The organism is Saccharospirillum sp., from assembly GCF_039982735.1.
Classification (GTDB): domain Bacteria; phylum Pseudomonadota; class Gammaproteobacteria; order Pseudomonadales; family Natronospirillaceae; genus Saccharospirillum.
In genome coordinates, this window is the sequence record NZ_JBDWXV010000016.1 from 1 (window position 1) to 16,259 (window position 16,259).

12 protein-coding genes, 1 tRNA gene and 1 pseudogene are annotated in these 16,259 nt (G+C 55.0%); all 14 read right to left on the bottom strand.

The annotated features are described in order from the left end of the window. A partial coding sequence (locus tag ABJT94_RS14385) for a GTP-binding protein (RefSeq protein WP_348473720.1) occupies positions 1 to 252 on the bottom strand: 252 nt, incomplete at its 3' end. A gap of 30 nt (positions 253 to 282) precedes the next feature. Next, a complete protein-coding gene (gene fusA / locus ABJT94_RS14390; protein WP_348483158.1) occupies positions 283 to 2,382 on the bottom strand; it encodes an elongation factor G in 2,100 nt (699 codons plus the stop codon). Positions 2,383 to 2,420: 38 nt separating this feature from the next. Beyond that, a complete protein-coding gene (gene rpsG, locus ABJT94_RS14395) occupies positions 2,421 to 2,894 on the bottom strand; it encodes a 30S ribosomal protein S7 (protein ID WP_127560806.1) in 474 nt (157 codons plus the stop codon). A 121-nt stretch (positions 2,895 to 3,015) separates the two neighbouring features. After that, positions 3,016 to 3,390 carry a 30S ribosomal protein S12 gene (gene rpsL, locus ABJT94_RS14400; protein WP_028671300.1) on the bottom strand — a complete coding sequence of 125 codons (375 nt, stop codon included), beginning with the start codon at positions 3,388 to 3,390 and terminating at the stop codon, positions 3,016 to 3,018. Between the two features lie 122 nt (positions 3,391 to 3,512). Beyond that, positions 3,513 to 7,709: a DNA-directed RNA polymerase subunit beta' gene (gene rpoC / locus ABJT94_RS14405; protein ID WP_348483159.1), complete on the bottom strand. Its 4,197-nt coding sequence runs from the start codon at positions 7,707 to 7,709 to the stop codon at positions 3,513 to 3,515. Between the two features lie 87 nt (positions 7,710 to 7,796). Next, complete coding sequence (rpoB, locus tag ABJT94_RS14410) at positions 7,797 to 11,879, bottom strand: DNA-directed RNA polymerase subunit beta (RefSeq protein WP_348483157.1); 4,083 nt, start codon at positions 11,877 to 11,879, stop codon at positions 7,797 to 7,799. A 317-nt stretch (positions 11,880 to 12,196) separates the two neighbouring features. Beyond that, a complete protein-coding gene (gene rplL, locus ABJT94_RS14415; RefSeq protein WP_127560803.1) occupies positions 12,197 to 12,571 on the bottom strand; it encodes a 50S ribosomal protein L7/L12 in 375 nt (124 codons plus the stop codon). Positions 12,572 to 12,622: 51 nt separating this feature from the next. Then, positions 12,623 to 13,153, bottom strand: a complete 531-nt coding sequence (gene rplJ / locus ABJT94_RS14420; RefSeq protein WP_213676704.1) for a 50S ribosomal protein L10 — start codon at positions 13,151 to 13,153, stop codon at positions 12,623 to 12,625. Between the two features lie 296 nt (positions 13,154 to 13,449). Further along, entirely contained in the window at positions 13,450 to 14,145 is a 696-nt protein-coding gene (gene rplA / locus ABJT94_RS14425; RefSeq protein WP_348483156.1) for a 50S ribosomal protein L1, read from the bottom strand. After that, on the bottom strand, positions 14,145 to 14,579 hold the full coding sequence (gene rplK, locus ABJT94_RS14430; RefSeq protein WP_348483155.1) for a 50S ribosomal protein L11: 435 nt from the start codon (positions 14,577 to 14,579) through the stop codon (positions 14,145 to 14,147). Before rplK ends, rplA begins: the two co-directional genes overlap by 1 nt. Before the next feature lie 107 nt (positions 14,580 to 14,686). After that, positions 14,687 to 15,223, bottom strand: coding sequence for a transcription termination/antitermination protein NusG (nusG, locus tag ABJT94_RS14435; protein ID WP_028671307.1), 537 nt, complete (start codon positions 15,221 to 15,223; stop codon positions 14,687 to 14,689). 10 nt (positions 15,224 to 15,233) lie between these two features. Then, the gene (gene secE, locus ABJT94_RS14440; RefSeq protein ID WP_213676702.1) at positions 15,234 to 15,602 is read right to left on the bottom strand and encodes a preprotein translocase subunit SecE; all 369 of its coding nucleotides are present in this window, start codon (positions 15,600 to 15,602) and stop codon (positions 15,234 to 15,236) included. Between the two features lie 78 nt (positions 15,603 to 15,680). Further along, positions 15,681 to 15,756 (bottom strand) — tRNA-Trp (locus ABJT94_RS14445). Positions 15,757 to 16,072: 316 nt separating this feature from the next. Beyond that, positions 16,073 to 16,259 (bottom strand): annotated as a pseudogene (locus ABJT94_RS14450) (elongation factor Tu); the annotation flags it as partial.

Below are 16,259 nucleotides of genomic sequence, written 5' to 3' on the forward strand. Positions count from 1 at the left end.
CGGGCAGTCAACGTGCGCGTAGTGACGAGCCGGTGAATCGTATTCAACGTGAGAGGTGGCGATGGTGATACCACGCTCGCGCTCTTCCGGTGCGTTGTCGATGCCGTCAAACGCAACCGAGGCGCCTGTGCCCCACACTTCATGACAAACGCGAGTCAGCGCCGCGGTCAAAGTAGTTTTACCGTGGTCAACGTGACCGATGGTGCCGACGTTTACGTGCGGCTTAGTACGTTCAAAAGTAGCCTTAGACATGGTGTCTTCCTCTAAGTTAGCTCAAAAAGATCAAGACTTCTTGATAATTTCTTCAACGATGTTCATCGGGGCTTCTTTGTAGCCTGAGAATTCCATCACGTAAGAGGCACGGCCCTGAGACATGGAACGCAGGTCCGTAGCGTATCCGAACATTTCGGACAGTGGCACCTCAGCATTGATGATCTTGCCCGACGGGCTGTCTTCCATGCCTGAAACTGTGCCGCGACGACGGTTAAGGTCGCCCATAACGTCACCCATGTAGTCTTCCGGTGTTACCACCTCAACTTTCATCATGGGCTCAAGCAAGGCCGGGCTTGCCTTTTCCTTCAACTTCTTAACAGCCATTGAGGCAGCCACTTTAAAGGCCATCTCGTTGGAGTCAACGTCGTGATAGGAACCGTCATGCAGAGTGGCCTTCATACCGAGCAATGGGTAGCCCGCCAGAATACCGTTCTTCATTTGCTCCTGGATACCTTTCTCAACCGCAGGAATGTATTCCTTCGGTACGGTACCACCGACGATTTCGTTGACGAAAACCAGCTTTTCAGCGTTCTCGTCTTCGGCCGGTTCAAACTTGATCACAACGTGACCGTATTGACCGCGACCACCCGACTGCTTGGCAAACTTGGAGTCGATATCGCAAGCGTTGCGAATACGCTCGCGATAGGCCACCTGAGGGGCACCCACGTTTGCTTCAACTTTAAATTCACGCTTCATCCGGTCGACCAGAACGTCCAGGTGCAATTCACCCTGGCCGCCAATGATGGTCTGGCCGGTTTCTTCGTCGGTACGAACCGTAAATGACGGGTCTTCCTGAGCCAGTTTGCCCAGAGCAATACCCATCTTTTCCTGGTCGGCTTTCGACTTCGGCTCAACGGCAACGTGAATCACCGGATCCGGGAAGTCCATGCGCTCCAGAGTAATCGGGTTGGCCGGGTCACACAGAGTGTCACCTGTAGTCACATCCTTCATACCGATCAGAGCGCCGATGTCACCAGCCAGTAACTCTTTGATCTCTTCGCGGTTGTTCGCGTGCATCTGAACCATACGGCCGACGCGCTCGCGCTTGCCTTTCACAGCGTTCAGTACCTGGTCGCCACTCTTCAATACACCACCGTATACACGTACGAAGGTCAATGTACCAACGAAGGGATCGGTAGCGATCTTGAACGCCAGGGCGTTGAATGGCGCATCGTCGTCGACTTTAACCGCTTTAACGGTTTCGCCGTCTTCCAACAAGCCTTCAATCGCACGTACCTGAGTCGGTGACGGCATGTATTCGATAACGCTGTCCAGTACGGCCTGAACGCCTTTGTTTTTAAAGGCAGAACCACAGTGAGTCAGAACGATTTCACCCGCCAGTGTGCGCAGGCGCAGACCGGTCTTGATGTCGTCTTCCTCGAGGGTTTCAGACTCCATGTACTTTTCCATCAGCTCATCGTTGGCTTCAGCAGCAGCTTCAACCATCTGAACACGGAACTCTTCGGCTTTTTCCTGCAGATTGGCCGGAATGTCTTCCAGCTCAAAGGTCATGCCCTGGTCTTCTTCATTCCAGATAATGGCCTTCATCTTAATCAGGTCAATCACGCCAGCGAAGTCGTCTTCTGCACCGATCGGAATCTGGATCGGCACCGGGTTCGCACCCAGACGCTCTTTCAATTGCTTAACAACGCGATAGAAATCAGCGCCGGCACGGTCCATCTTGTTGACGAACACCATGCGAGGAACTTCGTAACGGTTGGCCTGACGCCAAACAGTCTCAGTCTGCGGCTGCACGCCTGAAGAACCACACAGTACGACTACGGCACCGTCGAGTACCCGCAGAGAACGCTCAACTTCAATGGTGAAGTCAACGTGTCCCGGGGTGTCGATGATATTGATGCGGTGTTCATCGAACTGCTTAGCCATGCCTTGCCAGAAACAGGTGGTAGCAGCCGAGGTAATGGTGATACCCCGCTCCTGCTCCTGCTCCATCCAGTCCATGGTGGCGGCGCCATCATGCACTTCACCGATCTTGTGCGACAAGCCGGTGTAAAAAAGTACGCGCTCGGTAGTCGTCGTCTTACCGGCGTCTACGTGCGCGACGATACCAATGTTACGGTACCGGTTAAGCGGAGTTTTACGAGCCACAACTCTTTCTCCTTAACAGAAAATGTTTGCTCTAAAGCTTAGAAACGGTAATGAGAGAATGCTTTGTTGGCTTCGGCCATACGGTGCACATCTTCACGCTTCTTGATCGCAGCACCCTTGCCTTCGGCAGCATCCAGCAGTTCACCGGCCAGACGCTGACCCATGGATTTTTCACCACGTTTACGGGCAGCATCAACCAACCAGCGCATAGCCAGCGCTTCACGGCGAGACGGACGCACTTCGACGGGCACCTGATACGTGGCACCACCGACACGGCGGGATTTTACTTCGACCATCGGCGCAATAGAATCCAGGGCCGTTTCGAACATGGCGATTGGATCCTGATCGGACTTCTTCTCTTTGACGATGTCCAGGGCACCATAGACGATACGCTCGGCAACAGACTTTTTGCCGTCGTACATGACATGGTTCATAAATTTGGCCAGTTGCGTGTTCCCGAACTTGGGATCTGGCAGTACTTCACGCTTTGCAGCAACGCGTCTTCTTGGCATTGATAAGCCCTCAAATAGGTCTTCAGGCAATTCTGGGATGAGCAGTCGTCCGACTCTTTCGACGCTTCGACAACGGCACCCAGCCTTACTCTTATCCTGAGACTGAATGAATCAAATTAAATTAGCCCTTAGGCCGCTTGGTACCGTACTTGGAACGAGCCTGCTTCCGGTTGGCAACACCTGAGGTATCCAGTGAGCCACGAACGGTGTGGTAACGAACACCTGGCAAGTCTTTAACACGACCGCCACGGATCAGTACAACCGAGTGCTCTTGCAGGTTGTGACCTTCACCGCCAATGTAAGATGACACCTCGAAACCGTTAGTCAGTCGTACACGACAGACTTTACGCAGAGCCGAGTTCGGCTTCTTCGGGGTAGTTGTGTACACACGAGTGCATACACCACGACGTTGCGGGCAGCCTTCCAGGGCCCGAACATCGCTTGCGACCGCTTTGCGCTTGCGCGGCTTGCGGACGAGCTGGTTAATTGTAGCCATTAAAGCCTCTCTAAAAGTTCACTTCTCATTACACGACAGCACCCGGATGGCGAGCCAACCGGGTCCTGTAGGGAGCGCGCATTTTAGTGATCGCGCAATTCTTAGTCAACGTAAGCGTGTGCTTACTTGTTGAGCGCCTGACTGAGCGCCGCTTCGACATCGGATGCACTGATCGATGGTTTTTCACCGGTGCGTTCCAGACGTTTGCGACGACGTTCAGCGTGATAGGCCAGGCCTGTACCCGCCGGAATCAGTCGACCAACGACCACATTCTCCTTCAGGCCGCGCAAGTAATCGCGCTTGCCAGTGACCGCACCTTCGGTCAGTACCCGGGTGGTTTCCTGGAAGGACGCCGCCGAGATAAAGGATTCTGTCGCCAGAGAGGCCTTGGTGATGCCCAGCAGAACACGTTCGAACCGTGCTTCCTGCTGATCAGCAGTGACAGCCTTCTCATTCGCTTCAAGCAACTGGTTGAATTCAACCTGGTCGCCTTTGATGAAGTGTGTATCACCGTTGTCCAGTACCATGGCCTTGCGCAGCATCTGACGCACAATCACTTCAATGTGCTTGTCGTTAATGGTTACGCCCTGCAGACGGTAGACTTCCTGAATTTCGTCAACGATGTAACGCGCCAGCGCCTCGACACCCCGGACCCTCAAGATATCGTGCGGGTTCATCGGGCCGTCGGAGATCACTTCACCTTTTTCAACCTGTTCGCCTTCGAAGACGTTCAACTGACGCCACTTGGGAATCAGCTCTTCGTAGCCGTCCGAACCGTCGGTTGGGGTGATCACCAGGCGTTTCTTGCCTTTGGTTTCCTTGCCAAAACCTACGGTACCGGAGATTTCCGCCAGAATGGCAGCTTCTTTCGGCTTACGGGCTTCGAACAAGTCGGCCACACGCGGCAGACCCCCGGTGATGTCGCGGTTACCCGAAGTTTCCTGAGGAATACGGGCAATAACGTCACCAACCTTGATCACATCTCCATCCGACAGACTCAGGAAGGAGCCATCGGGCAGGAAGTACTGCACCGGCTGATTGGTGTTGCCAATCATGATCTCGTTGCCTTCCGGATCGAGCAGCTTGACCAGCGGGCGAATTTCCTTACCGGCCGCATTACGCTGACCCTGGGGAATTACCTCGATGGTGCCGACACCGGTCAGTTCATCGATCTTGCGGTTAGTGGTGATGCCTTCGTCCATACCGATGAAGGCAATCTTACCGTTCGACTCACCGATGATTGGGTGAGTGTGCGGATCCCACTTGGCCACGATTTGGCCGGCTTCCACCGCCGCACCGTCGTCGACGCTGATTACAGCACCGTAAGGCAGCTTGTATTTCTCACGCTCACGACCGTGCTCGTCGGACACCGCCAGTACACCGGAACGGCTAACGGCAACCAGGTCACCATCGGCCCGGGTTACGGTCTTCAGGTTACGCAGCGATACTTTACCGCCATGCTTGACCTGAACACTGTCTGCCGCGGTGGCACGGGAGGCCGCACCACCGATGTGGAATGTCCGCATCGTCAGCTGGGTACCCGGCTCACCGATCGACTGGGCAGCGATAATACCGACCGCCTCACCGATGTTAACCCGGTGACCACGCGCCAGGTCACGCCCGTAGCACTGGGCACAGAGACCGTAGCGGGTGTTACAGCTGATCGCCGAACGGATCTTGACCTGGTCAACACCCCATTCATCGAGCTTCTTGACCCAGGCTTCGTCGAGCATGGTGCCAGCTGGTACCCAGGTTTCCTGACTGACCGGATCGATCACGTCAGTGGCAACCACACGACCCAGCACTTGCTGACCCAGACCCAGAACGACGTCACCGCCTTCAATGATCGGTTCAACGATAACGCCTTCTTCGGTGCCGCAATCTTCTTCGGTGATCACAACATCCTGAGCCACGTCGACCAGGCGGCGTGTCAGGTAACCGGAGTTCGCCGTTTTCAGTGCCGTATCGGCCAGACCTTTACGCGCACCGTGGGTCGAGATGAAGTATTCACCAACCGACAAGCCTTCACGGAAGTTGGCCTTAATCGGGTTTTCGATGATCGAGCCGTCCGGCTTCGCCATCAGGCCACGCATACCGGCCAGCTGACGAATCTGGGCCGGGCTACCCCGGGCACCGGAGTCGGCCATGATGTAAACCGAGTTGAACGAGTCCTGTTCAACTTCGTTGCCATCACGATCCGTTACCGTTTCCTTGGAGATGCCTTCCATCATCGCACGGGCGATCTGATCGTTGGCACGGGACCAGATGTCGACCACCTTGTTGTACTTCTCGCCCTGGGTCACCAGACCCGCAGCGAACTGTTCTTCGATGTCCTGAACTTCGGCCTCGGCCTTGCCCAGAATCTCGAGCTTGGCTTTTGGAATAACAAAGTCATTCACGCCAATGGACGAACCGGAACGGGTGGCGTAGCTGAAGCCCATGTACATGATCTGGTCAGCAAAGATCACCGTGTCTTTCAAGCCAACACGACGATAGCACTCGTTCAACAGGCCGCTGATGGCCTTCTTCTTCATCGCCTGGTTAACCAGCTCGTAGGGCAGGCCATCGGGAACGATTGAATAAAGGATTGAACGGCCAACGGTGGTGTCGACAATGGAGGTCGAATCAATGGCTTCGCCTTCACTGTTTTCATACACCTGGCGTAACCGAACCTTGACCTTGGCCTGCAGGGCGACTTCGCCGGCACCGTAGGCGCGCTGAACTTCTTCGATGTTCGAGAACACCATGCCTTCGCCTTTGGCGTTAACGCGTTCACGGGTCATGTAATAGAGACCCAGAACCACGTCCTGTGACGGCACGATGATCGGCTCGCCACTGGCCGGAGACAGCACGTTGTTGGTTGACATCATCAGCGCACGCGCTTCGAGCTGGGCTTCCAGCGTCAGCGGTACGTGAACGGCCATCTGGTCACCGTCGAAGTCGGCGTTATAGGCCGCACACACCAGAGGGTGCAGCTGAATGGCCTTGCCTTCGATCAACACCGGTTCAAACGCCTGGATACCCAGACGGTGAAGCGTCGGTGCCCGGTTCAACATGACCGGGTGCTCGCGAATCACCTCGTCCAGGATGTCCCAGACAACGGCTTCTTCACGCTCGACCATCTTCTTGGCGGCCTTGATGGTGGTCGCCAGGCCGCGGTGTTCCAGCTTGCTGAAGATAAACGGCTTGAACAGCTCCAAAGCCATTTTCTTCGGCAGACCACACTGGTGAAGACGCAGGGTCGGACCGACCACGATCACCGAACGACCGGAGTAATCAACCCGCTTACCGAGCAGGTTCTGACGGAAACGACCTTGCTTACCCTTGATCATGTCGGCAAGCGACTTCAGCGGACGACGGTTTGAGCCAGTAATGGCGCGACCGCGACGACCGTTGTCGAGCAGGGCGTCAACCGATTCCTGAAGCATGCGCTTTTCGTTACGAACGATGATGTCCGGCGCTGCCAGCTCAAGCAAACGCTTGAGACGGTTGTTCCGGTTGATCACGCGGCGGTACAAGTCGTTCAGGTCTGACGTGGCAAAACGGCCGCCGTCAAGCGGTACCAAAGGACGCAGATCCGGTGGCAACACAGGCAGAACCGTCATCACCATCCACTCGGGCTTGTTGCCTGATTTCTCAAAGGCTTCAAGCAGTTTCAGACGCTTCGACAGCTTCTTGATCTTGGTTTCAGAGTTGGTCGCCGGGATTTCTTCGCGCAATTGCGCGGTTTCACCGACCAGGTCGATGCTGTCCAGCAGCTTCTGAATGGCCTCGGCACCCATGCGGGCGTCAAAATCATCACCGAACTCTTCGATGGCTTCGTAGTATTCTTCGTCGGTCAGTAGCTGACCTTTTTCCAGACTGGTCAAACCCGGATCGATGACAACAAAGCTCTCGTAGTAGAGGATGCGTTCGATATCACGCAACGTCATATCCAGCATCAGACCGATACGAGACGGCAGTGATTTCAGGAACCAAATGTGGGCAACCGGTGCAGCCAGCTCAATATGGCCCATGCGCTCACGACGCACCTTAGCCTGAGTCACTTCAACGCCACACTTCTCACAAATCACGCCACGGTGTTTCAGGCGCTTATATTTGCCACACAGGCACTCGTAGTCCTTGATAGGACCAAAGATACGAGCGCAAAACAGGCCATCACGTTCCGGCTTGAAAGTCCGGTAGTTGATGGTCTCAGGCTTCTTCACCTCGCCAAAAGACCAAGACCGGATCATGTCCGGTGAGGCCAGGCCAATGCGGATCGAGTCAAACTCTTCCGACTGGCCCTGAGATTTCAACAGATTCAGCAAATCTTTCATCATTCAGCTCCGAAAGGAGTGGCTTTAGGCGACCAACGGCCGCCCAACCGTCGTCAGGCACGGACCGGTTGCCCGGCCCGCCCGACCTTACTCTTCGTTTTCCAGTTCCATATCGATGCCCAGCGAGCGGATCTCTTTAACCAGTACGTTAAAGGATTCCGGCATGCCCGGTTCCATCCGATGGTCGCCGTCCACGATGTTCTTGTACATCTTGGTCCGTCCGTTCACATCATCCGATTTCACCGTCAGCATTTCCTGCAGGGTATAGGCAGCACCGTAGGCTTCCAGTGCCCACACTTCCATCTCACCGAAGCGCTGACCACCGAACTGCGCCTTACCACCCAGCGGCTGCTGGGTAACCAGGCTATAGGAACCTGTGGAACGGGCATGCATCTTGTCGTCGACCAGGTGGTTCAACTTCAACATGTACATGTAACCGACCGTAGTCCTGTTCTCGAAAGACTCACCGGTCCGACCGTCCCAGAGTTGAATCTGGCCACTATCGTCCAGATTCGCCAAACGCAGCAACTCTTTAACTTCTTCCTCTTTGGCGCCGTCGAATACCGGTGTCGCAATGGGCACACCACCACTGACATTCTTCGCCAGCTCAAGGATTTCCGCGTCGGAGAAGTCTTCCAGGCTTTCCTTGCGGATGCCCCGGCCGGACTTATTGTAGACCTCATCCAGGAAGCCGCGAATTTCGCTGACTGCCTTCTGGTCACGAACCATGTCGTTAATGCGCTTGCCCAGACCCTTGGCGGCCGCACCCATGTGCGTCTCCAAAATCTGACCAACGTTCATCCGCGACGGTACGCCCAACGGGTTAAGCACCACATCAACCGGCTCGCCCTGATCATCAAACGGCATGTCTTCAACCGGCATGATCACCGAGATCACACCTTTGTTACCGTGACGACCAGCCATCTTGTCACCAGGCTGGATCTTGCGCTTGACCGCAACGTAGCACTTGACGACTTTCAGCACGCCGGGCTGCAGATCGTCTCCGCTCTGCAACTTGCGCTTTTTGTCTTCAAAGCGTGCATCCTGGTCGTCTTTGCGCTCTTTCAGCTGGGCTTCGGCTTTCTCCAGCATTTCTGCCAGGGCCTCATCCTGCAAACGCAGTTTGAACCAGTCTTCACGCGGCAGCTCAGCCAGGTAGGCTTCAGTCAGGGTATCCCCTTTCTTCAGCGACGGGCCGCCGGCAACGGTTTGACCGACCAGGTTGGCCTGCATCCGTTCAAAGACAGTGTCTTCGACGATGCGGTACTCGGCGTTCAAGTCCTTGCGGAACTCGGCCAGTGCCATCCGCTCGATGTCTTTGGAACGCTGATCGCGCTCGACACCGTCACGGGTGAACACCTGGACGTCGATAACCGTACCGACCATGCCGCCTTTAACACGCAGCGAGGTGTCTTTTACATCCGACGCTTTTTCGCCAAAAATGGCGCGCAGCAGTTTCTCTTCCGGGGTCAGCTGGGTTTCGCTCTTCGGCGTCACCTTACCGACCAGGATGTCACCCGGGCCAACTTCGGCGCCGATGTACACCACACCGGACTCATCCAACTTGTTCAGCGCCGACTCGCCCACGTTCGGGATGTCAGCGGTGATCTCTTCAGCACCCAACTTGGTATCGCGGGCGATACAGGTCAGTTCCTGAATGTGGATGGTGGTAAAACGATCTTCCTGAACCACCTTCTCCGACACCAGAATGGAGTCTTCGAAGTTGTAACCGTTCCAGGGCATAAAGGCGATGCGCATGTTCTGGCCCAGTGCCAGCTCACCCATATCGACTGAAGGTCCGTCAGCCAGAACATCGCCCCGCGCTATGGACTCGCCCTGATGGACGATGGAGCGCTGGTTGATACAGGTGTTCTGGTTAGAACGCGTGTACTTGGTCAGGTTATAGATATCCACGCCGGCATCGCCGCCCTGGATTTCATCTTCATTAACCTTGATCACGATGCGCGACGCATCGACGTACTCAACATAACCACCACGCTTGGCGGTTACACAGACGCCGGAGTCAATCGCCACACTGCGCTCAATACCGGTACCCACCAGCGGCTTGTCAGCACGCAGAGTCGGCACGGCCTGACGCATCATGTTTGAACCCATCAATGCGCGGTTGGCGTCATCGTGCTCCAGGAACGGCACCAGTGCCGCTGCAGCCGAGACCACCTGACGCGGTGATACGTCCATCATGTCCACGTTGGCCAGTGGCGCCATGGTGAATTCGTTCTGGTGACGCACCTGAACAAACTCGCCCACGATGTTGTCGTTTTCGTCCAGCGGTACGTTTGCCTGAGCAATGGTGTGCTTGGCTTCATCAATGGCCGACAAGTAGACGATGTCACTGGTCACCTTACCGTTGTTGACACGGCGGTAGGGTGTTTCCAGGAAACCGTAGCTGTTGGTACGGGCATAGGTCGACAGGGAGTTAATCAGACCAATGTTCGGACCTTCCGGCGTCTCAATCGGGCATACCCGGCCGTAGTGCGTCGGGTGTACGTCGCGCACTTCAAAGCCGGCACGTTCACGGGTCAGACCACCTGGGCCCAATGCGGAAACACGACGCTTGTTGGTAATACCGGACAGCGGGTTGTTCTGGTCCATAAACTGGGACAGCTGGCTGGATCCAAAGAATTCCTTGATCGCAGCGGCCACCGGCTTGGCATTGACCAGATCCTGAGGCATCAGGCCTTCGCTTTCCGCCATGGACAGACGCTCGCGCACCGCGCGCTCAACACGTACCAGACCAACACGGAACTGGTTCTCAGCCATCTCACCCACAGAGCGAACCCGACGGTTGCCCAGGTGGTCGATGTCGTCAACCATGCCATTGCCATTACGGATCTCGATCAGCGTCCGCAGTACGTCAACGATGTCTTCGTTGCTCAGCGTGCCTTCGCCTTCTTCGCCTTCACGGCCCAGACGACGATTGAACTTCATCCGGCCTACGCCACTCAGATCGTAGCGTTCGCTGCTGAAGAACAGGTTCTGGAACAGCGTTTCAGCTGATTCTTTCGTCGGTGGCTCGCCAGGGCGCATCATGCGATAGATTTCTACCAGCGCTTCCAGAGGCGTGCTGGTCGGATCGTTACGCAGTGTGTCTGAAATATAGGGACCGCAATCCAGATCGTTGGTGTACAACAGATCGACTTGCTTCAATTTCAGTTCGCGAACTTTCTCGAGTATCTCAAGGCTGACTTCATCGTTGCAGTTAGCGAAGATCTCGCCACTGGTCGGATCAACCAGATCGGTCGCCAGCGCTTTGCCCAGCAGGTATTCATCGGGCACGACCACGGTGTCGATACCGGATTTCTCCAGCTGACGAATGTGGCGCGCAGTAATACGACGGCCGTCTTCAATGAGCACAGTGCCGTCTTTGTCCTTGATTTCGAAGGCAGCCGTTTCGCCACGCAGGCGCTCGGACACAATCTTCATCTCGAACTTGTCACTTTTCAGCTTGAACTCGGACCGCTCGAAGAACATGTCCAGAATGTGCTGATTGGTGTATTCAAGGGCACGCAGCAGAATCGTCGCCGGCAATTTACGACGACGGTCGATACGTACAAATACCTGGTCCTTCGGATCGAATTCGAAGTCGAGCCAGGAACCACGGTAAGGAATCACCCGGGCTGAATACAACAGCTTGCCGGACGAGTGGGTCTTGCCCTTGTCGTGGTCGAAAAAGACACCCGGTGAACGGTGCAGCTGGGACACAACAACACGCTCGGTACCGTTAACGATAAAGGTACCGTTTTCCGTCATCAGGGGCATTTCGCCCATGTAGACTTCCTGCTCCTTGATGTCCTTGATGGCCTTGCTGGGCGACTCTTTATCGTAAATAATCAGCCGGACTTTGACCCGCAGCGGAGCTGCATAGGTCACGCCACGCAGTTGGCACTCTTTGACGTCGAAGGCCGGGATACCCAGCTTGTAACTGACGTACTCTAAAGCGGCATTGCCAGAATAACTGACAATTGGAAATACGGACTTGAACGCTGCATGCAGCCCACTGTCCTGTCGTTCGGCCGCATCGGTCTCGGCCTGTAAAAAGTTACGGTAGGAATCCAGTTGTATTGCCAGCAGGTATGGGATGTCCATCACCGGCTTCAATTTGCTGAAATCCTTACGGATACGCTTTTTCTCGGTGTAAGAGTATGCCATCAGCAATCCCCAGCTTGTTCACCACGGTGGGTCTGAGCGGTTGACGGTCAGGGTCGGTGACGACCGTTGCCCGCCATTCGGTAATGCGATGATTGCCAGACGTCAACAATCATCCCGAAATCTGTCGCTTCCTGCGCTCCTCCTCTTATCGGAGGCCCCTGGCGTTTGCCATCGTCCTGACGGATCGATGCGGTCAATCCGCCTTACTTAATCGGGGTGCTCAGAAACTTTTGCTTCTGAGACACGAAAAGGCCGACGGCCAATGGCCGCCAGCCAATTCGACTGAATTGCCTATTTGCAATCCAGAACCATCGAAGTTACTTAACTTCCACGGTTGCGCCAGCTTCTTCCAGCTTGGCTTTGATCTGCTCAACTTCGTCTTTGCTGGCAGCTTCTTTAACTGCAGCAGGAGCGCCGTCAACCAAACCTTTGGCTTCTTTCAGGCCAAGACCGGTGATTTCACGAACAACCTTGATCACGTTTACTTTCTTCTCACCAGCAGAAGTCAGGATAACGTCGAATTCAGTTTGTTCAGCAGCGGCTTCACCCGCAGCAGCCGGACCGGCAGCAACAGCAACAGCAGCCTGGGCAGAAACGCCAAACTTCTCTTCCATTGCTTCAACCAGAGCTACAACGTCCATTACAGACATTTCAGCAATGGCGTTCAAGATATCTTCATTGGACAGTGCCATGTTACTAATCTCCAAAAATTCTCAAAAATGTTCAAACAAGGTGCGTAACAATTACGCAGCTTCTTTTTTCTTGTCGGCAACAGCCGCCATAACACGGGTGATAGAGGATGGTACCTCGTTGAGCGTACGCGCCAGCTTGGTAACCGGTGCCAACGTAACGTTGGCCAGCATTCCCAGAGCTTCGTGACGCGTCGGCAATTTCGCCAGACGATCAATTTGGTCCGCACCCATCAGTTCACCACCAACGGCCAGCGATTTCACTTCGAACTTTTCAACGTCTTTCGCGAAGTCTTTGAAAAGTCGAGCGGCAGCACCCGGGTCTTCCATAGAGAAGGCCAGCAGAGTCGGTCCGACCAAAGCGGGATGAGCCACTTCGTACTCGGTACCTTCAAACGCACGCTTGGCCAGAGAGTTCTTGACCACACGTACGAAGATTTTCTGCTCACGGGCCTGCTTACGCAGGTTATCCATATCTGCAACGGTTACACCGCGGGCATCCGCGATCACCAGAGACAGAGCGTTGGCAGCAACTGCATTCACCTCGGTGACAATGGCTTTCTTGTCTTCGAGATTCAGCGCCACAATCTTTCTCCTACTATTTTCTGGCTTAGCCAGGCTCAAATGAGCCTGTCACCATCGAAGGTCCGAAGACCCTGTGTTTTGACCCCCTTCGAGGTCAACGGTGGTAGGATCCAGCCCAATAAAAACCGAATCGGGGTCCACCGTCTGCGTAGGACATTAAGGGAACCGGGCGTCAACGATTCATAAAACCTCAGCCCTGAACCCACCTACGGTCTTTGACAATTCCCGCAAGTAACACCCACGGGAACCCCAAAGTCCTGTCGCGCCGCCCATCTAGCTAAAGGCGACGACTTAAATCAGATAGTCAGCGAGCTCTGATCGATCGCAATGCCAGGACCCATGGTCGAGGACACAGAAATCTTCTTCAGATACACACCTTTGGCAGAAGACGGCTTCAGACGCTTAAGATCAGCGATGATGGCTTCTGCGTTTTCTTTAATTGCGTTCGGCTCAAACGCCACCTTGCCAATGCAAGCGTGGATGATGCCGTTCTTGTCAGTACGGAAGCGTGCCTGACCCGCCTTGGCGTTCTTGACCGCAGTCGCAACGTCTGGCGTAACGGTGCCAACTTTTGGGTTTGGCATCAGGCCGCGAGGGCCCAGTACCTGACCCAGCTGACCAACAACGCGCATGGCATCCGGAGAGGCAATAACAACACCGAAGTTCAGGTCGCCACCCTTGATTTGCTCGGCCAGATCTTCCATACCGACGACATCAGCACCGGCTTCCTTCGCTGCTTCAGCGTTGGCGCCCTGGGCGAATACCGCGATACGCACGTCTTTACCGGTGCCGTTCGGCAGTACGGTAGAGCCACGAACGTTCTGGTCCGATTTACGAGCGTCGATGCCGAGATTCACGGACAGATCAACAGACTCTGCGAATTTGACGGTTGACAGCTCTTTCAACAGGGCAACGGCGTCTTCGATGCTGTATACCTTGGTTGCGTCAACTTTTTCGCGCGCGACTTTGGCGCGCTTGCTCAGCTTAGCCATTACTCAACACCCTCTACATTCAGACCCATGCTGCGAGCAGAACCCGCAATCGTACGAACCGCTGCATCCATATCGGCTGCCGTCAGGTCGGGATCCTTGGTGGTGGCAATCTCTTCCAACTGAGCGCGGGTCACAGTACCGACCTTCTCAGTATTGGGGCGACCTGAACCGCTCTTAATGCCGGCTGCTTTTTTCAGCAGAACCGCGGCAGGCGGGGTCTTGGTAATAAAGGTGAAGCTGCGGTCACTGTATACAGTGATCACAACAGGAATCGGCAGACCCGGCTCAATGCTCTGAGTCTCGGCGTTGAACGCCTTACAGAATTCCATGATGTTCACGCCATGCTGACCCAGAGCCGGACCTACCGGGGGGCTCGGGTTGGCTTGACCTGCCTTCACTTGCAGCTTGATATAAGCATTAACTTTCTTGGCCATGATAACCTCTCATTTGGGTGGTAACGCCGCTAGGCTCCCCGTCAAACATTACAGACAACAAAGCCCCGAAGCCGAATCGACCCCAGGGCATGCAGCCTGCCTGCGCATCAGGTCATTTTTTCGATCTGGGTAAACTCCAGCTCGACCGGAGTTGCCCGACCGAAAATCGATACCGAGACCTGCACCCGGTTCTTCTCATAATTCACTTTCTCGACAGTCCCGTTGAAATCTGCAAATGGACCATCGTTGACCCGAACCACTTCGCCCGGCTCGTAAATTGTTTTCTGGGTCGGCTTGTCGACCCCTTCCTTGACGCGCTGCAAGATACCATCAGCTTCGCGACTCGTCAGCGGCGCCGGTTTTTCCGGTGTACCACCAATAAAGCCCATCACCCGGGGAATCTCTTTCACCAGGTGCCAGGTGTCGTCATCCATTTCCATTTCAACCAGGACGTAACCCGGGTAAAACTTGCGCTCACTTTTGCGCTTCTTGCCGTCGCGCATTTCAACGACAGATTCTGTCGGCACCAGGATCTCACCAAACTTGTCCTGCATGCCTTTCAATTCAACCTGCTCCTGCAAGGAAGCAGCAACGCGCTTTTCAAAGCCTGAATAGGCGTGAACTACGAACCAGCGCTTGGCCATATCGATCTCCTTAACCAATAATCCGGGATACAACCAACCCCAGCAGAGAATCGACACCCCAAAGAATCAGAGCAACCACCAATACAACACCGATCACAACAAGACTGGTTTGGGTGGTTTCCTGCCGTGTCGGCCAGACGACCTTGCGTACTTCTACCCAAGCCTCTTTGCGCAACCGGTTAATGTACTTGCCACGTGCCGTTGTCAGCGCGATCCCGACCGCAACCAGGGACACAAACACGACCGCCAGCGCGCGAACCAGCATAGACTGGTCGCCAAAATAGAAGTTACCACCGATAACCGCAATCATCAGCGCGGCAACAACGATCCACTTAATCCAATCTAGGGCGGTATTATTCGACTCAACCTGAGCGTTCATGCGGTGGACACCTTAACTCTGGATAAATTCAGTGCTGCGTCTTCCCAGCACTGCAACTGTGAATCTTGGGCGCTTTAATGGCAGGCCAGGAGGGACTCGAACCCCCAACCCCCGGTTTTGGAGACCGGTGCTCTACCAATTGAACTACTGGCCTGTAAAGCAACTGGGCGGCGGATTCTATGCTAACTACCGCGCAGTTTCAAGCACTTAGGTGGCTTTTTTCAGGAAACGAACGAACCCTGAGGCATCGCTTCCGTCCGAGCAGCCCGATACACCTCCAACAGTGATCGAATCCGCCCAAACTCCCTGAGCACACCGACCTACCCTGGGGCAAATCGGATTTTAACCGGAAACCGAGCTCCGGCGGCAGGACACAAGGCACCTCAGGCGCCTTGTAGCTGTTAGCGGCGAGCTTCGAGCGGTGAGCCTTTACTAAAAGCTCACAACTCGCAGCTCACAGCTACTCTTCTTTACTCAATGATCTTCGCTACAACACCCGCACCTACGGTACGGCCGCCTTCACGAATCGCGAAACGCAGACCTTCGTCCATCGCGATCGGAGCGATCAGGGTAACGTCCATCTTGACGTTGTCGCCCGGCATGACCATTTCTACGCCTTCCGGCAGTTCACAGGCACCGGTTACGTCGGTGGTGCGG